The sequence below is a fragment of the Pedobacter terrae genome, assembly GCF_900100705.1.
Lineage (GTDB): Bacteria > Bacteroidota > Bacteroidia > Sphingobacteriales > Sphingobacteriaceae > Pedobacter > Pedobacter terrae.
Map to the genome: position 1 here is coordinate 105,855 of NZ_FNCH01000014.1, position 21,022 is coordinate 126,876.

Annotated in this window: 12 protein-coding genes; all 12 read left to right on the plus strand. The window is 41.5% G+C overall.

Going from position 1 to position 21,022, the window contains the following annotated elements; all coding sequences use genetic code 11:
- The first annotated feature begins 44 nt into the window (after window positions 1–44).
- The 12 genes from BLR60_RS17170 to BLR60_RS17225 all read left to right on the plus strand — a co-directional run bounded on the left by BLR60_RS17170 (window position 45) and on the right by BLR60_RS17225 (window position 20,702).
- Window positions 45–1,067: a FecR family protein gene (locus tag BLR60_RS17170; protein WP_090502041.1), complete on the plus strand. Its 1,023-nt coding sequence runs from the start codon at window positions 45–47 to the stop codon at window positions 1,065–1,067.
- 87 nt (window positions 1,068–1,154) lie between these two features.
- Window positions 1,155–4,568 (plus strand): SusC/RagA family TonB-linked outer membrane protein, encoded by a 3,414-nt coding sequence (locus BLR60_RS17175; RefSeq protein ID WP_090502042.1) that lies wholly within the window; start codon window positions 1,155–1,157, stop codon window positions 4,566–4,568.
- A 10-nt stretch (window positions 4,569–4,578) separates the two neighbouring features.
- Window positions 4,579–6,111, plus strand: coding sequence for a SusD/RagB family nutrient-binding outer membrane lipoprotein (locus BLR60_RS17180; protein ID WP_090502044.1), 1,533 nt, complete (start codon window positions 4,579–4,581; stop codon window positions 6,109–6,111).
- 62 nt (window positions 6,112–6,173) lie between these two features.
- On the plus strand, window positions 6,174–7,808 hold the full coding sequence (locus BLR60_RS17185; protein ID WP_090502046.1) for an alpha-L-fucosidase: 1,635 nt from the start codon (window positions 6,174–6,176) through the stop codon (window positions 7,806–7,808).
- Window positions 7,809–7,829: 21 nt separating this feature from the next.
- Complete coding sequence (locus BLR60_RS17190; protein WP_090502048.1) at window positions 7,830–10,127, plus strand: glycoside hydrolase family 20 protein; 2,298 nt, start codon at window positions 7,830–7,832, stop codon at window positions 10,125–10,127.
- Entirely contained in the window at window positions 10,128–11,444 is a 1,317-nt protein-coding gene (locus BLR60_RS17195) for a gluconate:H+ symporter (protein ID WP_090502049.1), read from the plus strand. It begins immediately after the preceding gene.
- Between the two features lie 19 nt (window positions 11,445–11,463).
- The gene (locus BLR60_RS17200; RefSeq protein WP_090502051.1) at window positions 11,464–11,934 is read left to right on the plus strand and encodes a RidA family protein; all 471 of its coding nucleotides are present in this window, start codon (window positions 11,464–11,466) and stop codon (window positions 11,932–11,934) included.
- A gap of 1 nt (window position 11,935) precedes the next feature.
- Window positions 11,936–13,051, plus strand: a complete 1,116-nt coding sequence (locus BLR60_RS17205; protein ID WP_090502052.1) for a D-TA family PLP-dependent enzyme — start codon at window positions 11,936–11,938, stop codon at window positions 13,049–13,051.
- Between the two features lie 9 nt (window positions 13,052–13,060).
- The gene (locus BLR60_RS17210; RefSeq protein WP_090502054.1) at window positions 13,061–14,131 is read left to right on the plus strand and encodes a dipeptidase; all 1,071 of its coding nucleotides are present in this window, start codon (window positions 13,061–13,063) and stop codon (window positions 14,129–14,131) included.
- Between the two features lie 11 nt (window positions 14,132–14,142).
- Window positions 14,143–16,530: a glycoside hydrolase family 3 N-terminal domain-containing protein gene (locus BLR60_RS17215; protein ID WP_090502056.1), complete on the plus strand. Its 2,388-nt coding sequence runs from the start codon at window positions 14,143–14,145 to the stop codon at window positions 16,528–16,530.
- 486 nt (window positions 16,531–17,016) lie between these two features.
- Window positions 17,017–19,488, plus strand: coding sequence for a TonB-dependent siderophore receptor (locus BLR60_RS17220; RefSeq protein ID WP_090502058.1), 2,472 nt, complete (start codon window positions 17,017–17,019; stop codon window positions 19,486–19,488).
- Window positions 19,488–20,702 carry a PepSY-associated TM helix domain-containing protein gene (locus BLR60_RS17225; RefSeq protein ID WP_090502060.1) on the plus strand — a complete coding sequence of 405 codons (1,215 nt, stop codon included), beginning with the start codon at window positions 19,488–19,490 and terminating at the stop codon, window positions 20,700–20,702. Before BLR60_RS17220 ends, BLR60_RS17225 begins: the two co-directional genes overlap by 1 nt.
- Window positions 20,703–21,022 lie beyond the last annotated feature (320 nt).

Genomic DNA, 21,022 nt, shown 5'->3' on the forward strand with positions numbered 1-21,022 from the left:
AATTTAGGTGGGTTCATGTATATAAGGTTTATATAAATGCTGATATGGATTTTTCTAAATATACACACTACACTTTTGAAGATTTTCTGAACGATGCTGCTTTTCTGGCGTTTGTTGTAGAGCAGAATACTTCAGATGTATTGGCCTGGGAAAAATTTAAGGCAACAAATCCGTATAAAAGTAAAATTGCCATTGCTGCTTTCGATACCATTTTGGCTTATCGTCAGCAAAAAGTTTTCAGTAATGAGGGGGCACAGCAATCGCTTTTCGAAAAAATTTCAGGAAGTATAACAGCGGGGGAGCCAAAAACCAAAAAACTTTCTTTTTCATCTTTATTTAGGGTAGCAGCAGTTTTAGCCGTAGTCCTTTTATCGGCTGTATTTTATTTTACGCTATGGAATAAGGATGCTGTTCAGACTGATTATGGTATGATCAAAACCATCACCCTGCCTGATGGCTCGGAAGTTACGCTGAACGGGAATTCGAAAATCAGTTACGCTGCAGATTTTGGTGATGGGCCGAGGGAAGTATGGATTGATGGTGAAGCTTTATTTAAGGTGAAGCACATCAACATTGATACGAATCACATCCAGCCAGCTGAAAAATTTGTGGTGCATTGCGGAGACATGAACATTGAAGTATTGGGAACCACCTTTAATGTAAAAAGCAGGCACGAAAAAACCAGTGTAGGCTTATTAAGCGGAAAGATCAGGGTAGACTATAATGATGTAAGTAAAAACAGAAAACAATTTGTGATGAAACCTGGTGAGTTGGTTAAGTATGCTGAAGAAAGCAATCTTGTTCATCAGAAAATAGTTAATCCGCAACATTTAACCGCCTGGATCAACCATCAACTCGTATTTCAAAATGCCAGCCTAGAAGAGATGATCACCGTATTACAGGATGACCTGGGTTATGAGCTTACTTTAAGCGATACGAAGTTCAGCGACCTTAGGGTTGAGGGCGAAATTAATGTAGGCAGCGTTAAAGAATTGCTTCAGATTTTATCTACTACCTTACACCTTAATATTAAAACATACAATAAGAAAATAACCATAACCAAATAGTTAAGGAAGGATTTAAGCGCTTGAATTCAACCTAAGCTATAATTAACCAACAACAATTAACCAACAACAACTAAACTAAACAGGATTATGAGAATACTCTACCTTAGGAGGGTAGCTGAATATAGCTGCCTTACTATGATGCTCTGCGCGTGTACATTATTTTGTTCCGCACAGCTCATGGCCCGCAACGTGGCTCATGCGAACGGCCTGAAAGCGCAAACCATTAACGATAATAAAATATCACTTAAAGCCGCAGTACAACTCATCAAAACACGGTTTGATATTAAAATAGCCTATAAGGCAGGGATTTTGGAAAACAAAGACAGCGACCTGACTGAAACACAGCTGATGGCATTCGGTGATGCCAAAACCGCCTTAACCTTTGCTTTGAATGGTTCTATGCTCGATTTTAATAAGATCAGTGAGTCGCAGTATATCATTGTCAATGCCAGCGCCATAAATTTGGCCGATGTTATTAAGGGAAACATTTTTTCAGCAAGTGATAACCTGCCGTTAATAGGTGCTACCGTATATATCAAAGGGACCAAAACTGGTGCGTCGACGGATGCGCAAGGACAATTCAGTATTACCATTCCTAACGAACTGGTTGGGAAATCGATCATTTTAAGCATTGCATCAGTAGGTTATGAAACGCTTGAACTTCCGGTAACTGATTTTAAAATACCGGTAAGTGTTAAACTGAAAGAAAGTGCCAGCAGCTTAAATGATGTGGTGGTAACTGCCCTTGGTATAAAACGCGATAGCAAAGCTTTAGGTTATGCGGTTACAGAAGTAAAAGGATCTGAATTTACGCAGGCCCGGGAAAATAATGTGGCAAATGCCTTAACAGGTAAAATTGCTGGGGTTAATGCTACCGGTTTATCTACCGGCCCTGGTGGATCCAGCCGCGTGATCATCCGTGGTAATGGTTCATTTAATGGCAACAACCAGCCGCTTTATGTGGTGAATGGAATGCCGATTGATAACAGTGTACCTGGCGGTGCGGCGACTACCAATGGCTTGGCTACCAATGTCGACAGGGGAGATGGAATTTCAAGTATCAATCCTGATGATATTGAAAGTATTACGGTATTAAAGGGTGGTACTGCCGCGGCACTATACGGTTCGCGTGCCAGCAACGGTGTAATTTTAATCACGACTAAAAAGGGTGTCAAACAAAAAGGTATCGGAGTTGAATACAATACAACATTTACAATTGAGAATGCCATTAATGATAATGATTATCAGTATGAATACGGACAAGGGCTGGGTGGGGTTAAACCTATGACGAAGAATGATGCGATAGCCACGGGCCGTTTATCGTTCGGGGCGAAGATAGATGGTTCTGATTATGTGGCTGCAGATGGATTAACCCATCCATACAGTGCCGTGAAAGATAATATCAAAAATTTCTATTCTACGGGAACAAACTTTACGAATACGATTGCATTTTCTGGTGGAACCGATGGTATTATTTACCGGTTGTCTTTGTCAGATCTGGATAGTAAGGGGATTATTTCAAGCACCAGATTTAAAAGACAGACCGCTAACTTAAACATTAATGCGAAGATTACCGATAAGATAAAGGTAGAGGGTTTGGCGCAATACAACCTGGAAAAAGGTTTTGGCAGAACACTGGCTGGTGATGCACTGGGTAACCCTAACTGGACGCCTTACGAAGTTGCCAATACGGTAGATGTACGTTGGCTCGCCCCGGGTTACGATGCCGCCGGGAACCAAACGCCCTGGAACGATGCAGGTATTGCCACCAACGGTTATTTCGTGATCAATAAATACCAGCAAAATGATGTAAAAAACAGGTTCATCGGTCAGGGTTCCATTACTTATGATATAGTGAAAAATTTTCAGTTGAAAGGGGTTATCAGTCGTGATTTTTATAACTACAACTACGTTAATATTTTGCCTACGGGAGATATTTACATTCCAAAAGGACAATATTCAGGCATCAAATCGGATGTTTCCGAAACAAATTCACTGATTACCGGAAATTACAAAAACCGCATTGCTGATAAAATAGGCATTTCGATATTGGGGGGAGCAAACAGCCGCCGCTTCGAAAATAAACAGTTAAATATGGATGGAAATACTTTTACCATACCATTTTTTTACAGCTATAAAAACCTGGCCACTGCGAGTACGATTCCGACTTATCAAAGAATCAGAACGAATTCTGTATTCGGATCTGCCGATATGGATTATAAATCCATACTATTTCTAACCTATACGGCGCGTAACGATTGGTTTTCTACTTTAAGTCCAGATAATAACAGCATATTATACCAAAGTGTAGGCGGTAGTTTCGTCGTATCTGATGCTTTTAAACTTCCATCATCTATTGATATTTTAAGAGTCCGTGCATCCTGGGCTGAAGTGGGCGGTGGTGCCGCTGATCCGTACAGAATTAATTTAAGTTATACTAACGTTCCAAGCGCAGGTCAGCCACTGCAGAATGTAACCACTAACGACATTACCAATCCGAATTTAAAACCTTATACTTCTACCACTTACGAGGCAGGTGTAGAATTAAAAATGTTTAAAGGACGTTTGGGATTGGATTTTACGGCCTATAGTCGTAAAACGACTAACGATATCCTCAACGCAGCCATATCCTCAACTTCAGGATATAACAATGCGGTATTAAATGTGGGTGAGCTGAGTAATAAAGGGGTAGAATTCCTTTTAACAGGCGCTCCGGTTCAAGGCAATAAATTTGGCTGGAACATCAGTTATAATGTGGCATATAATAAAAGTGAAGTATTGAAACTGGTAGATGGAACTACAACCTTTGAAATGGCACGTTCTGTAGGTAACTGGGGTTATATCAATCAAACCGTGGGCAGTGCTTACGGAACTATCGTAGGAACACGTATGCTCAGAAACGAAGCAGGTCAGATTGTTTATAATTCAGCTACAAAACGTCCGGTAGCCACTGGTTTGCAAGAACTTGGTAATGGGGTGGCGCCGCTGACGATGGGCTTAACCCAGGATTTCAGGTTTGGTAATTTTAACCTGAGTTTCCTGATCGATGGTAAATTCGGCAATAAGGTATTTTCTATTAAAGAAGTGTATGCTACCCGTTTAGGATTATTAAAGAGTACCTTGCCCGGACGCGAAAATGGATTAACCATTTCTGGCGTTGACCAGGCAGGAAATCCATATTCGGCTTTAATTCCGGTGAGCGATTTACGTGCTTATTATAACGATATGCGTAATTACTCAGAATTGTTTGTACACGATGGCGGCTTTATCAAACTTCGCCAAGCCATTTTATCATACAACATTCCGGTCAAAAAGCTCGATTTTCTTAAAATACAGTCGGCAAGTGTCTCTTTTGTTGCCCGTAATATCCTCACCTTCTATAAAAAGACCGATAATTTTGATCCGGAATCGAGTTATACAAACGGTAATGCTCAGGGTTTTGAATCAATCGGATTGCCACGCACACGTACTTTCGGTTTAAACTTAATGGTTAAATTTTAATGTTTGAAAGATGAAAAAGTTAATAACTAAATATAAATCAGCTATTTGTGTGGTATTAATCAGCACGCTTTTAACTTCATGTACAAAAGATTTTCAGGAGATTAATACCGATCCAGAATCCTCTACAACCATCCAGCCTGCTTATGTTTTTACCAAAGCACAATATGATGGTGCCAAAAATAACCTTATTCTGCTGCTGGGTACCATGCAATACACCACCAGTTTTAATGATGTGGCTGGTTTTGGATCGAAATATGTTTCCAGTCAAAACCAACAGTCTATGGCACAATTCAGCAATGCCTACTATCAGGAAATCAATGAGCTGGCACTGGTGATCAATGCGGTAAAAAATGATCCAGAACAGGTAAATTTATTAGCCTCGGCACGGATCTGGAAAGCTTATTGCTTTAGCCGTATTACCGATTTATATGGCGATGTTCCCTATACTGAAGCCGCACAGGGGTACACCAATTCGAACTATAAACCTGCATACGATTCGCAAAAAAGTATCTATTTAGATATGCTGAAGGAACTGGATGAATCTGCATTAAGTTTAAATGCTGCTAAAGCTACCTTTGGTCAGGCTGATTTGATTTATGCTGGTAGTACCATTAAATGGAAAAAGTTCGCTTACTCCTTAATGCTTCGTTTGGGCATGCGTTTAACTAAGGTAGATGCTGCATTAGCAGAAACCTGGGTGAAAAAAGCAATAGCCGGAGGTGTGATTACCGATGATGCCGATATCGCTAAAATCACTTACATGAGTGCTGGCCAGGATATCAATAAAAATCCGATTGCCCTAAGTTTATATAACAGTGATTTTATAAAAGCTGATGGCAACAGCAATCCCGAAGGAGGAAAATATCAGGATACTTTCATTACTTATATGAAAAACAATAAAGATCCGCGTTTGGGAATTCTATCTGTTGTATATGTAAATGGTGTTGCCGATACCACTATGGCGATACAAAAAGGTATGCCCGCTACTTTTAGCGCAAAACCAGCTGATTTTGTAACCTATTCCGAACCGAATCAGAAAACCGTGCTGGCCCAGGGAGGAGCGAAGCTCATTTACACGACAGCTGAAACCAATTTCCTTTTGGCAGAAGCCGTTTTGCGCGGGTGGTATAACGGTGGTACTGCAGCTACGCTTTACGAATCGGGGGTCCGTGCTGCCATGAAACAATGGGCAATTATTGCGCCGGCCGATGGGATCATCAGCGATTTGCAGATCAATACTTATATTAAATACCATCCATTTAATACAAGCGGAACTTTTGAGGCTAAAATGCAGCAGATTTATACCGAGTACTGGCTGGCGGCATTTCCTGATGCCCAGGAAGCATTTGCCAGTTACCGTAGAACAGGTTATCCGGCTTTGGTGCCTGTAAATTATGTTGGAAATGCCACCGGAGGAAAGATTTTCAGAAGAATGTTGTATCCACTTTCAGAACAGAATTTAAACCGTGCATCGCTTGATGCGGCTATTGCCCGTCAGGGAGCCGATGATTTTATGACCCGCATCTGGTGGGACAAATTATAATATGCTAATGATATCCGGCAAGGTGCTCCAGGCTTTGCCGGATAAATTAAACGATCAGAAGAATGATATACCGAATACTATTAGTTTGTTTGTTTTTTACAGGTACGGTTTCTGCCCAGCGCAACGATGTGGTAGAAGATGAAACCTCCAGTAGTTACAATTTAAACAAACCGGAACGTGAAGAATGGCTGCGCAACACTGGAGCTGGTTTATTTATTCACTTCAATGTTGATGCACAATTGGGTGTAGTCATCAGTCACTCGCTGGTTGGCGCCTCCGATGATTATACGGAGCGTTATTTTAGTGAGCTCCCTAAAACATTTGATCCGTCTTTATTTAACCCTAAGGATATTGCCGAACTGGCCAAACTGGCTGGCATGAAATACATTGTGTTTACCACTAAACACCATGCTGGTTTTTGTTTCTGGGATACCAAAACTACAGACTTTAAAATTACCAACACACCATATAAAAAAGACCTGTTAAAAGAATTTGTAAAAGCCACACGTGAGGCCGGGCTTGATGTAGGTTTTTACTTTTCTCCGGAAGATTTTAATTTTCTTTATAAACATAAAATTCCCATCAGCAGAAATATCAACAATCTGGATGAAGCGACCAAAAAGGAATATGCAGCATATAACCGTAAACAAACGGAAGAGCTGATGCAGAATTATGGTAAGATAGATGTGTTGTTTATTGATGGCGACCCGAAAGAAGCCGTTAAAGAAACCGCATGGAAAATGCAGCCAGACATTTTGATTACCCGTGGAGCCATTTTAACTCCCGAGCAAACTTTACCAGGAGCTAAAATTACACAGCCTTGGTTATCGCCTATTACCATGGGTACAGCCTGGCAGTACCAGCCCACTAACGAGCGTTATAAATCTGGTTCGCAATTGATAGCGTTATTGATTGAGGCTCGTTCTAAGGGCGGTTCATTATTGCTTAACGTTGGACCAAAAGCAAATGGTGCCTTGCCAAATGAGCAGGAAGACCGTTTACGTGAAATGGGAGGATGGTATTTTATCAACCACGAAGCCATGGACAGTGTGCGCAGTTGGGTGGTCAGCAAAGAGCAAAATATTTACTTCACCCAAAAAGCACCTGGAACTTTGTTTGCCATTGTGATGGATGCTAATAACTGGAAAGAAGGCGAGCGCAAGACTTTTCTGTTAAAATCGGCTAAGGCCACTGCAAACACAAAAATCAGTGTACTGGGACAAAATAGCCAGATTATAGAATACAAACCAGATCTGGACGTGTCATCCAGATTTAAGCAAACAGTAAATGGTCTGGAGCTTTCGGTAGTGAAAGCACAGCGTATTTACGACGATCACCGCTGGCCAAACCCTGTAGTGATCAAGTTGGAAAATGTTGTGCCTGTATTTACCGAGGCGGCAATGGTGCAGAGTGGTGATGATAAAGTCGTTGCCGGAGTTGCTACGCTCAATGGCAAGGTGCTTAACCATACTAAAATCAAACCCGAACGGGCAAGGTTTTATTATCGTCCATACCTCGGTCAGGTAGAAACGTTGTATGCGGGCGCATGGAAAATGAGTCCCTGGGTAAATATCAAGCCCGATGGAACTTTTAGCATCACGTTAAAATTACCTAAAGGTGCTTACGAATATAAAGCAGTTGTAGAACAGCAAAATGTAATTATAGAAGGAGAAAATAAAGTTTTAAACTTACCTTAGGTGATAGTAAAAGGTTTTAATATGAAGTATCTGCTGAATCAATTTCTTCCTAATCAAGTAAAATGGATCACCTTGCTTTTTGTATTGGCGGTTCAGTTTATTGCGTTTGAGGGGTTGGCGCAAGGATATAGCGGCTCGGGCATTACTCCTAAACCTGCTATTGAATTGAAACATTCGGGAAATTTTGCGATACAAAAGTCCACAAGGTTGTTTATTTCCGGTTCTGCTAACCTGAGTACGGCATTTTTTGATCAGTACCTTAAAGATTTATCGGGTTTTAAACTGTTAAGAAGCAATAAGGTCGAATTTAAAGGGATCAATCTGATTGTTGATGCCCGACTGAAGTTAAAATCGGAAGGTTACTTTCTTGATGTTTCTCAACAAAACATTACCATTAAAGCCACTGATGAAAAAGGATTGTTTTATGGTTTACAGTCGCTGGTGCAACTCATCAGGAAAAACGACGAAGAAATTATGGTGCCAGCGTACCACATTCAAGATGAGCCGCGTTTTGCTTACCGGGGTATGCATTTGGATGTAGCGCGACATCTATTTACTGTTCAATCTATCAAAAAATGGCTCGATGTGTTGGCTTTTTACAAAATCAATACTTTTCACTGGCATTTAACCGATGATCAGGGCTGGCGGATAGAGATTAAAAAATACCCGCTTTTGCAAAGCATTTCGGCTTACCGAAATGAAACACTTATTGGACACAAAAGGGCTAATCCCCACCGTTTTGATGGGAAAAGATATGGTGGTTATTATACACAGGAAGAAGTAAAAGATATTGTGGCCTATGCTGGTGCGCGCCAGATTACCACAATTCCCGAAATTGAAATGCCAGGACATGCACAAGCGGTATTGGCGGCTTATCCTAACCTGGGTTGTACAGGCGGACCTTACCAAACGGCGACCTATTGGGGTGTATTTGAAGATGTTTTCTGTGCAGGCAATGAAGAAACCTTTCACTTTCTGGAAGCTGTGCTGGATGAAGTGATTCCACTGTTTCCTTCAGCCTATATCCACATTGGTGGAGACGAATGTTCGAAAACCCGATGGCGCGATTGCCCGAAATGCCAGAAAAGAATTAAAACGGCAAAGCTTAAGGATGAGCACGAGTTGCAGTCGTATTTTATTGCCCGGATGGAGCGCTACCTGAAGACGAAAGGTAAAAAGATTATTGGCTGGGATGAAATTTTAGAAGGTGGTTTGGCACCCGATGCGACAGTAATGAGCTGGCGGGGCTTAGAAGGCGGCATTGCTGCAGCCAAACTGAAGCATGATGTGATTATGACCCCTGAAAAGTTTCTTTATCTGGATTACTATCAATCCCTTAATAAAACCGAACAAACCGCTGCGGGCGGGTACTTGCCGCTAAACAAGGTGTATGATTATGAACCCATGCCAACCGAACTGAATGCGGAAGAACAACAATATATTAAAGGGGTACAGGCAAATGTTTGGAGCGAATACCTGAGCGATGCATCCAAAGCGGAGTACATGATCTTTCCGCGGGTAATTGCCCTCGCAGAAACAGCCTGGTCGCTTAAAGAAAATAAACTTTATGTTGATTTCCTTGCACGTCTCCTGGCAAATAAGCGGTTTTTGAAACACCTGAATTATTCGACCGCTTTTTATGACATTACTGGCGAAAGCGTGAATAATGCAAAAGCCTTTTCGTTCAGCAATGATTGGCCAAATGCCGAAATACGTTATACCTTAAATGGTGAAAAGCCCGGTTTAAACAGTGTAAAATACACCAGCCCAGTCGCTTTTCATAAATCGGCAACATTAAAAGCCCAGCATTTTATGGCCGGTAAGCCTATGGGGAAAATGTTCGAACAGGTGATTATTAAAAGCATGGCAACAGGTAAAAAAGTAACCCTAACTCATGACGGACAAGGCAATTATAATATCGATGCCCAGCGATTAACCAATGGTATTCAGGGTTCATACTTATATAATAATGGTGAGTGGCTGGGGTTAAGTGGGGACGATTTTGAAGCTCTTGTTGATTTAGGGGAAGAAAAAACGATACACGAAGTAGGCATTAATACATTAAATTATCAGTGGCAGAAAATGCATCCGCCTAAATTGCTTGTAGTAGAAATTTCAACTGATCAGCAGATATATAAAGAAGTATCAAAACAAACCGTTTTCAATATGGAAGGCATCAATACGGCTTCGTTCAAAATTATGCCTGCAAACGCCCGCTATGTACGTATCAAAGCCAGTAATATTGGGGTTATTCCCAACGGTTATTATGGTGCAGGAACAAAAGCCTGGCTAATGTTGGATGAAATTATTGTAAATTAAATGACTATACTCATCGTTCTGCTTTGCATTGCAATATTAATTGTGCTGATCTCAGTTTTTAAGATCAACGCTTTTATCTCCTTTTTGCTGGTATCATTCATTGCCGGTCTGGCTCTGGGTTTACCGCCGGCGAAAATCCCGGCTAGTATTGAAAAAGGGATGGGTGATGTGCTGGGATCACTTGCTATCATCATCACCGCCGGTGCAATGCTGGGTAAACTGGTGGCCGAAAGCGGTGCTGCACAAAAGATTGCCAAGATCAGTATGCAGGTGTTTGGACAAAAGTATATTCAATGGGCGATGGTACTCACCGGGTTTCTGATTGGTATTCCGCTTTATTATGGTATTGGTTTCGTATTGATGGTACCGCTGATCTTTTCGGTAGTGTACCGTTACAAATTACCCGCCTTGTATATCGGCTTGCCTATGCTGGCTGCTTTATCGGTTACACACGGTTTTTTGCCACCGCATCCGTCGCCTGCGGCGTTGGTTGTGCAATTTAAGGCAGATATGGGCTTAACTTTGTTATACGGTCTGGCCGTTTCTATCCCGGCAATCGTTATCGGCGGTCCGATATTTTCGCGGACTTTAAAAAGTATTACTGCAGTGCCCATTGCTTCTTTTAGCCCTGTTGAACTTGCCGATCAGGACCTTCCCAGTGGTTTCAAAAGCTTTTTCACCGCTTTACTTCCTGTGATATTATTGGCTGCGGCCTCATTTCTCCCGCTTTTACTAAATCCCGACTCAGCTATTTTACCTTACATTTTATTTGCCGGCCAACCGTCTGTGGTGATGCTCATCGTATTGATCGCGGCTACCTGGTTACTGGGTTTATCACAAGGGAAAAAGATTACCGCAATTATGGGTATTTATGCTGATGCGGTTAAAGATATCGCATTAATTTTATTAATAATCGCCGGATCTGGAGCCTTAAAACAGGTTTTGACCGAGAGCGGCGTGAGCAATCAAATTGCGTATTATTTGCAACACGTTGAGTTGGAGCCACTCTTTCTGGCTTGGTTAATTGCGGCTTTGATCCGCTTTTGCGTAGGTTCTGCAACAGTTGCGGGTTTAACTACTGCCGGCATTATTGCACCGTTAATGGAGCAAACGCATACCAATCCAAACCTAATGGTATTAGCGGTAGGTGCAGGGAGCCTCATGTTCTCGCATGTTAACGATGCCGGATTCTGGATGTTCAAAGAATATTTTGGCTTAAGTTTGAAAGATACCTTTAAATCATGGGCATTAATGGAGTCAATTGTTGGCATTGTTGGCCTGCTTGGCATACTTTTGCTTCACCTGATAATTGCATAATCATATCACATATATAAAAATGGAAAATTTAACTCCCGACGAACGCTTCGAACAATTAAAACTCAACCTGCCACCTGCGCCAGCTCCACTGGGTGTATATAAACCTTGCCTGGTTGATGGAAAATATCTTTATCTGAGCGGCCACGGACCAGTACAGGATGATAAATCACTTATTATTGGACGTATCGGATCAGATTTAAACCAGGATGAAGGGAAACTTGCCGCTTTGCAGGTGGGCTTAACCATGTTATCGACAATTAAGACCAACTTAGGCAGTTTGAATAAAGTTAAACGTGTAATAAAAGTATTGGGCATGGTAAACTGTACGCCTGAATTTGAGAAACACCCATTCATCATCAACGGATGCAGCGAACTTTTTGCAAAGGTATGGGGCGAAGAAAACGGGATTGGGGTACGCAGTGCAGTAGGTTTTGGCTCATTGCCTGACAATATCCCGGTAGAAATTGAGGCATTATTCGAATTGTTTTAAGATGGAACAAGAGCAAGCCTGGTACCTGCTGCCTGATGGCGCATCTATCGAAACGCCATCTCTTATTTTCTATGAACAGCGTTTGAAAGCGAACATCAGTTTACTCAAAAGTATGATCGATCGCATAGACAGGTTACGACCTCATGTAAAAACCCATAAATGCAGGCAAATTACCAAGCTGTTACTATTAGCAGGCATCAACAAATTTAAATGTGCTACCATCGCCGAGGCAGAAATGTTAGCGATGGATCAGGCACCTGATGTTTTACTTGCTTATCAGCCGGTAGGTGAAAATATCAGCCGCTTTTTTAAACTCAAAAGACAGTATCCTGATACGGCTTTCAGCTGCCTGGTAGATCACCCAACAATAGCCGAACAGCTTTCAGCAAAGGCGATTATAGAGGATGTAAAAGTAGATGTTTACATCGATTTAAATGTAGGCATGAACAGAACCGGTAAATTGCCAGATCAGGCCTTTGACCTGGTGGAAAGCCTGCAGCATTTTACTGGTTTAAGGATTAAAGGTTTACATGCTTACGATGGTCATATTCATGATGGGGCGATGGAGGTGAGACAAGCGAAATCGGCAGCTGTTATTAAATGCCTGGTTGATTTGCAGAAAAAGCTTGAAGCGCGCTTAGGATATGAGATTATCGTTGTAGCAGGCGGTACACCGACATTTCCAATCTATGCATCAAAAACCAGTTTTGAATGTAGTCCAGGTACTTTTATTCTTTGGGATAAAGGTTATCAGGATGCCTATACCGAGCAGCCGTTTTACACTGCCGCGTTGGTAGCGAGCAGGGTAGTTTCCCTACCAGGTAATGGATTGGTATGTGCCGACCTTGGTCACAAAGCGGTAGCGGCAGAAAAAGAACTAAAAAACCGGGTGTTTTTCATTAATGCGCCACTGCTTGATGTTCAAAGCCAGAGTGAAGAGCATTTGGTATTGCGCAACACCACACCTAAAGCTTATTTGCCTGGTGATATGCTGTATGGATTACCTTATCATGTTTGTCCAACTGTTGCCCTCTATGAGCAGGCCATTTGCCTAAAGGAAGATCAATTTTTGGAGTACTGGGAGATCATTTCCCGAAAAAGAAAAATTACCATTTAAAAAATTAACATGTTTACGATAGATGCCCATTTGGATTTAAGCATGAACGCTTTGGAATGGAACCGTGATTTAAAACAGGAGGTTTCAGCCATCAATCAGCGTGAAGAGGGATTAACCGATAAACCGGACCGTGCCCTGGCAACTGTATCGTTACCCGAGCTGCGTAAAGGAAATATTGGTTTGGTAATAGCCACGCAGATTGCGAGATATGTAGCGCCTGATAATCGATTGCCTGGCTGGCATTCTCCTGAACAGGCCTGGGCGCAAACGCAAGGACAACTGGCCTGGTACAAGGCTATGGAAGATGCCGGTGAAATGTTTCAGGTTTATAACCTCGAAACGCTTGAAAAACACATCACTTTATGGCAAAATGATCAACCTTTTAATGAGAAGCCAATAGGTTATATCCTCAGTTTGGAAGGTGCCGATTCATTTGTTACGCCTCAGCATTTGGAAAGGGCATGGCAAAACGGGTTACGTGCCGTTGGTCCTGGCCATTATGGCCCTGGTCGTTATGCACAGGGAACGGATGCGACAGGTAGAATGACACCACTTGGCCATGAACTTTTAAAGGAAATGGAAAGACTGAACGTAATCTTAGACGCTACGCATTTATGCGATGATAGTTTTTGGGATGCGCTGGGCCGTTTCAACGGACACATCTGGGCTTCGCACAACAATTGCCGCAGTTTGGTAAACCATAACCGACAGTATAGTGATGAGCAGATTAAAGCGCTTATTGAGCGTGGTGCAGTAATTGGGGCAGCACTCGACGCCTGGATGATGGTGCCTAACTGGCAACGAGGCATTTCAAAGCCTAAGGCGATGAACTGTAACCTGGAGGTGATGATTGATCATATCGACCACATCTGTCAGCTCTCGGGCAATGCATTACATGTAGGCATAGGTTCAGATCTGGATGGGGCATTTGGCAAAGAACAATGCCCTTACGACCTGGAAACCATTGCCGATTTACAGAAGGTGCCTGATCTGTTTAGAAAAAGAGGATATACCGATACCGATGTCGAAAACCTGATGCACGGAAACTGGTTGCGTTTCCTGAGGAAGGCTTGGGCATAATTTAAGCTGATATGAATAAAAACATACGAATTACCCTGTGCCTGAGTCTGGCATTTTCAACGCTATATACCCAGAGTTTCGCACAAAAAAAAAGCCCACTTCCTTTATATAAAAATGCAAAAGTACCAATAGAGAGCCGGATTAAAGATTTGCTTTCACGGATGACGGTTGAGGAAAAAGTCGGGCAGATTTCCATGCCATTAGGCTGGCCCATGTACAATAAAAATGGTAATGAAGTTGAAGTAAGTGATGCCTTTAAAAAATCATTAAAGGAGTCGTATACCGGAATGTTGTGGGCCACGCTACGTGCAGATCCCTGGACCAAGAAAACACTTGCAAATGGCTTAAATCCTGAATTGGCCGCAAAAGCTACAAATGCGATTCAAAAGTATGCGATTGAAAATACGCGTTTGGGTATCCCCATTTTACTTTCTGAAGAAGCGCCGCACGGCCACATGGCTATTGGTACAACCGTTTTTCCAACTTCAATAGGGCAGAGCAGTACTTTTGATCCTGAGCTGATTGAGAAAATGGCTTCGGCAATTGCTGAAGAAACGCGTGTACAGGGCGGGCATGTTGGTTATGGACCAGTGCTTGACCTCGCACGCGAACCCAGGTGGTCGAGAGTAGAAGAAACCTATGGGGAAGATCATGTACTGATCAGCAGAATGGGCGAAGCCATGGTAAAAGGGATGCAGGGGAAATCAATTAATAGTGGCGTGAACGTAGTGGCAACACTAAAACACCTGGCTGCCTATGGTGCACCGGAGGGCGGACATAACGGAAGCAGTATTAATATAGGACTGCGTACTTTACATCAGTTTTACCTTCCACAGTTTAAAGCCGCAGTTAAAGCCGGGGTTTTATCAGTGATGACTTCTTACAATTCTATTGATGGCATTCCCTGCTCATCAAATTCAATGTTGCTAAAAGATATACTGGTTAAAGAATGGGGTTTTAAAGGTTTTGTGGTTTCTGATCTGAACAGTATTTCGGGATTAAAATCGAATCATCACATTGCCGAAACTGCGGCTGACGCGGCAGCACTGGCCATTAATGCTGGTTTGGATGCTGATTTAAGTGGGATAGGCTATGGAAAAGCTTTACTTGATGCCATAAAACAAGGTAAAGTTGCTATAAAGGTGTTGGATACAGCAGTAAGTAGGGTGCTTCGTATAAAATTTCAAATGGGCTTATTCGAAAATCCCTATGTGAATCCAGAATTAGCTAAGCAAAAAGTAAGAAATGCTGAAAAAATTAGCCTGGCACGCGAGGTTGCCCGGGAATCGATTATCTTGTTAAAGAATCAGAACCAGTTGCTTCCTCTGAGTAAAAAATTAAAGAGTATTGCAGTTATAGGTCCAAATGCGGACAATGTTTACAACCAGTTAGGCGATTATACTGCGCCGCAGGAAGCAGGTAATGTGATCACGGTTTTACAGGGGATTAAAAACAAACTGGGCGAATCAACCAAAATCAATTATGTAAAAGGTTGTGCCATCCGCGATACGCGCTCAAGCGATATTGATGATGCAGTAGCAGCAGCAAAAAAATCTGATGCTGTTGTGATGGTATTGGGCGGCTCGAGTGCCAGGGATTTTAAAACGGAATACATAGAAACCGGCGCTGCCAAAGTTAACGCAACATCAGTTAGCGATATGGAAAGTGGTGAAGGGTATGACCGCGCAACCCTTGATTTAATGGGTGACCAGATGAAGTTGCTGAAGGCTGTAATGAAAACAGGAAAACCAGTTGTACTGGTATTAATTAAAGGAAGGCCTTTAAATTTAAACTGGGCTGCCGAAAATGTTCCTGCCATTCTCGATGCATGGTACCCGGGGCAGGAAGGTGGTAATGCAATAGCTGATGTGCTTTTCGGAGACTATAATCCGGCCGGAAGGTTAACGATTTCTGTTCCCAAATCTGTTGGTCAGTTACCGGTTTATTATAATGCGCGTTATCCCGAGAAACATGATTATATAGAAATAGATGCTAAACCTTTATATCCTTTTGGGTATGGGTTAAGCTATACTACCTTTGCTTACCAGAATCTTCAGATTCAGCATAATCCAGCGCAAAAAATGGTGAATGTTAAAATAGACTTGAAAAATACAGGATTAACAGATGGAGAAGAAGTGGTACAACTTTATCTGCGGCACAAAAATTCGTCGGTGGTGATGCCTATTAAACAACTCATTAAGTTTAAAAGGGTGGCTTTGAAGAGCGGGGAACAAAAGACCATTAATTTCAATATAAACGCATCAGATCTGGAAATTTATAACCAGAAGATGCAATGGGAAGTAGAAGCAGGTACTTATCATTTAATGGTGGGTAGTTCATCAGATGATATTAAACTTGAAAAGGATTTTGTCGTTCATCAATCGGCGTTGCTTCGCTGATAGATTTTAAAAAACCTGAACTCGATTATTATTTAATTAAAAGACGGTCTTATCAACGATCCATCCTGGACCGATTCGCCATGCTGAACTTGTTTTACAAGTAAAAATAGTGCTTTGGATAGATATCAAGCTACTAACTTTTAAGACTGGAAGACTCAATGTAAAAATCTTTATCTCGACCGAAGCAAAGCGAAGTACCCGACCGTACAGGCGGGGAGAAATCTTTGTATTTAGTAGTCGAAATGATTTTAAAGTTTTTGGTTGTCAGGTCTTTATAATTCCTTTTGAGATACTTCGATCGAAATGTCGATACCGCTGGATCATCCCGCTTCATTACCACCTAGCATACTAATTTGGCTAAAGGTTGTTTGTAAAGAACGATCATGTCTAAGTTTAGAATTAATCTAAATAATTTTCATATCCGAAATAATAAATTATTTTTGCGCTTATATTTATTCAGTCTAAATAATTTATAGTCGTTTCTAAATGAAAATAAACTTTACCAAACCGTTAATTTTGATCAATCTGTTAGGATTAATATGTCTTAACGTTTTCGCTCAACAAAGAACTACATTACAGGGTACCGTAAAAGATAGCCATGGTATAACCATTGCTGGAGTAACCGTAAGTGTTCATGGAACAAATACTACCACTACTACCAATAACCGCGGGATCTACAAATTGCAGTTGATTCAGGGGAAAGCTGTCGTACATTTTAATTTTATCGGCTTTAAAGAAGTGGTAAAAAACCTGGATTTAAATGGGACAGATGTTGCAGAAAATATCGTTATGCAGGAATCTACCGATGATCTGCAGCAGGTGGAAATTACCGGGCGTAAAGAGAAAACCTATAAAACCAAGGCTACCTTTATTGGCAAAATAGAAAATGAACTTAAAGATATCCCACAATCGGTTTCTTATGCCAGTAAAGAGCTTATTGCAGATCAAGGCCTGATGCGTGTGGGCGAAGTGGTGAAGAACTTTAGCGGTGTAAACCAGTTTAGCTTTTATGATGATTTAACCATCAGGGGATTTCGCGTAAATGGGCAGAGCAATACCCAACTGTTAAACGGTTTAAGAACCAGTACCGGTTTCTGGAAACAGTCGCTGGCCAATTACCTGGAAAGGGTTGAAGTTTTAAAAGGACCTTCATCGGCCCTTTTCGGAAATGCAAGTCCGGGTGGAGTGGTAAACCGTGTAACCAAAAAACCACTTGATGAAACCCGTAGATCGGTGAGTCTGACTATGGGCAGTTTTAATACTTTCAGAGGTCTTGCAGATTTTACCGGACCTGCAACAAAAGACAGTACTTTACTTTACCGACTGAACCTTGGCTACGAAAACGCAGAAACTTTCAGAGACCTGATGTTTGACCGTAATTTCGTCATTGCGCCATCACTTACATTCGTCCCGTCTGAAAAAACAAGGATTAACTTTGACCTGGTTTATACTGATTCTAAAAGCAGACTGGATAGGGGACAGCCTATTTTCGGTAGTTTTGACTTAAATTCTACCCCGCAGTCGCTTTCATTAAATACCACGAATGATTATTTAAATGAGTTGACGTATAATGCGACCATTTCGATTACACATAAGCTTACTAATAACCTGAGCCTAAATGTTTCTTACCTAAAAACTGGCTATTCAGAAAATTTAAATGAACACCGTACCTCGAATGCTTATGGAGTTGATGCTAACGGTGCACCCATCAACGATCTGGCTGGGATGAATGTGCAGATCAGAAAGCGAAAACGTTTTATCGATAATTTTTCAGGATACATTAATTATACGCCGAAAACTGGAATTATTGAGCATAAGATTGTAGCAGGTTATGATTTCGGAAGTGAAAAAACACCTGTTGGGGGTTGGCAGTTAACGGCCGGCGGTTACCGTAATGCAGCCAACAGCGGCGCAATTGCTAGCTACGTACCCGCGAACAAGTCGAAATACCTTTTGGACGCAGCAGGGAATCCGGTACCAAACGTTCCGCATTTTAATTTAAACGATCCGCTTTCTTCGCAAAGAATGCAGGATGATAGCAAACTTTTCTTTACCCAATCTATAGTGGCCCCTACCTATTATTACCTGAATTCGGGTTACGTACAAGATCAGTTCAAAATCGGTGCTTTACAGGTATTAGCCGGAATACGGTATGAATATTACACAGATTTTGCAGGCTACAAGACCCAAGCTGAAGCTAAAGCTAATTCACACGCATGGCTGCCACGCTTAGGTGCTGTTTATAGTATCAACTCCAATATTAATTTGTATGGAAGTTATGTAGAAGGTTATAACCCACAAACTTCTGCAAACATTGCAAATCCTAATGCCGGTGGCCCATTTGATCCGTTGAAAAGCAATATGGTAGAGTTTGGTACTAAAACGAGCTGGTTCAGAGATCAATTGACTGTAAGTGCCGCCGTTTACCAGATTAAACAAACCGGTGCATTGTATGCCACACCTGGTGTGGTAGATGTTTTAAGGCAGATTGGTGATGAGCAATCTAGAGGTTTCGAATTGGATGTGATTGGTAAAATTATGCCAAACTGGAATGTCATTGCTTCTTATTCTTACAACAGGGCCAAAATACTAGAGAGTGGAACAGTTGGAGAAATCGGTATCCAGAAACCTAACGCACCAAAGAATACGGCCAACTTATGGAGCAGATATACATTTATTGAAGGCGTGGCTAAAGGATTGGGTATTGGCCTGGGTATCAACTACACCGACAGGCGTAACCTGATCTATGATGCCAAGTTCTCGCCAGAGAATCAGATCACTATTCCATCTTTCACACTTTTTAATGCCGCTTTGTTTTATAATATTGGTAAACTACAGTTACAGCTCAATGCCAATAACATCGGTAATAAAAAATATTGGGTAGGTGGTTATGATTATCTACGCTTGTTCCCTGGTCAACCTGAAAATTACATGTTCACTGTCGGCTATTCATTTTAATGGCGAAGCGGAGATTAAAAAAGATAGCGGGTTGGCTCCATTTATGGATCGGGCTGATTACAGGGCTCGTTGTGGTTTTTGTTTCGTTAACCGGATGCGTTTATGTATTCAATGAAGAAATTTTTAATAGCATTCATAAAAATATCGTATATGTCCAAAAAACCGGCCCTGCAAGGCCTGTTTCTGAATTGCTGGTTAATGCGCGGAAGGCAGTTGGAAAAGATAAGGAGCTGAGTAATGTTAACATCAGCTCGGATAATAAGAGTTATGTTTTCTCTGGATTTAAAATCAACGACCGAAAGAAAATAAACCTGTCCTATTTTAGCCAGTTTGAATACCTGGATGAAGTTTATGTAAACCAATATACCGGTAAGGTTTTAGGCGTGATGGATATGCGCTACGAATTTTTCAACGTGGTAGAGCAACTTCATAGGCAGCTTCTTTTGGTAAAGCCTATTGGTAGTCCATTGGTGGGCGTTTGCATACTGGCTTACCTGATGATGCTGATTACCGGGTTTATTTTATGGCTGCCCAAAAATTACAGGCAATTCAAAAAAAGTATTGCCGTTAAATGGAATGCCAAATGGAAAAGAGTTAATTACGATCTGCATAATAGTCTTGGCTTTTATGTACTTCCCATAGCCATGCTAATTGCCATAACCGGATTGGTATGGTCTTTTAAATGGTGGGAAACGGGGATTTACCGTATGCTTGGCGATAAAGGGAAAGCCGGCTTTAGCAGAACACTCCCTACCATTAATACGGCGGATACAAGCCTGAATAAAATTGATATTATCCATTACCGTCTGCTCAAAAAGCTTGGACATAACTGGACAAAAATAGGGATAGGTATTCCGACTAAAAAAACTAAAGTTTCGATGTCTTTTGTGCAGATAGCCAGTAATGATGGCTGGAGAGGCGTTAGCTATTACTTTTACGATGGCAGGACCGGAGATTTTATTGATGAGCTGCCGCATGATAAAAAAACGCTTGGGATGAAATGGCGGAACTCTAATCTTGAGCTCCACACCGGAAGGCTATATGGCCTTTGGTCGCAACTTCTGGCTTTTTTCGCTTCACTGATCAGCGCCTCGCTACCTATATCCGGGTTTTTGATCTGGTGGGGTAAAAGAAACAAAAGTAAAAAGGGTAAAGGTATTGCGGCTAAAAGTGTGGCCTTACCATCGTTATTTTATCTTAAAAGAAGATCCTGAAATAAGTTCAGGATGAGGTATTATGGATAGATTTCTAGCGACTAACTTCTAACACTGGAAGACTCAATGTAAAAATCATCATCTCGACCGAAGCAAAACGAAGTGGAGAGATCTATCCTGTATGAAAGACCCTGAAACGAATCCGATAGATTCTGTGTTAATTTGCAAATAAAATATTTTATTTTTGTTTCATGGGCGGTCAAGAACTAGCCAGTGTAGCGTGCAGATCCTTTAGGTTTAGTGCGCTACTTTCTTTTAAAACCGAGTATTCTTTTTGATATTCCTGTTTGCTATTATAAATCACATATATCATTTCTAAC

What these genes read in the sequence shown, in the direction of transcription:
- BLR60_RS17215 (WP_090502056.1), top strand. Translation starts at nt 14,143, where the DNA reads ATGAATAAAAACATACGAATTACCCTGTGCCTGAGTCTGGCATTTTCA.
- BLR60_RS17210 (WP_090502054.1), top strand. Translation starts at nt 13,061, where the DNA reads ATGTTTACGATAGATGCCCATTTGGATTTAAGCATGAACGCTTTGGAA.
- BLR60_RS17175 (WP_090502042.1), top strand. Translation starts at nt 1,155, where the DNA reads ATGAGAATACTCTACCTTAGGAGGGTAGCTGAATATAGCTGCCTTACT.
- BLR60_RS17180 (WP_090502044.1), top strand. Translation starts at nt 4,579, where the DNA reads ATGAAAAAGTTAATAACTAAATATAAATCAGCTATTTGTGTGGTATTA.
- BLR60_RS17170 (WP_090502041.1), top strand. Translation starts at nt 45, where the DNA reads ATGGATTTTTCTAAATATACACACTACACTTTTGAAGATTTTCTGAAC.
- BLR60_RS17220 (WP_090502058.1), top strand. Translation starts at nt 17,017, where the DNA reads ATGAAAATAAACTTTACCAAACCGTTAATTTTGATCAATCTGTTAGGA.
- BLR60_RS17195 (WP_090502049.1), top strand. Translation starts at nt 10,128, where the DNA reads ATGACTATACTCATCGTTCTGCTTTGCATTGCAATATTAATTGTGCTG.
- BLR60_RS17225 (WP_090502060.1), top strand. Translation starts at nt 19,488, where the DNA reads ATGGCGAAGCGGAGATTAAAAAAGATAGCGGGTTGGCTCCATTTATGG.
- BLR60_RS17205 (WP_090502052.1), top strand. Translation starts at nt 11,936, where the DNA reads ATGGAACAAGAGCAAGCCTGGTACCTGCTGCCTGATGGCGCATCTATC.
- BLR60_RS17185 (WP_090502046.1), top strand. Translation starts at nt 6,174, where the DNA reads ATGATATACCGAATACTATTAGTTTGTTTGTTTTTTACAGGTACGGTT.
- BLR60_RS17190 (WP_090502048.1), top strand. Translation starts at nt 7,830, where the DNA reads ATGAAGTATCTGCTGAATCAATTTCTTCCTAATCAAGTAAAATGGATC.
- BLR60_RS17200 (WP_090502051.1), top strand. Translation starts at nt 11,464, where the DNA reads ATGGAAAATTTAACTCCCGACGAACGCTTCGAACAATTAAAACTCAAC.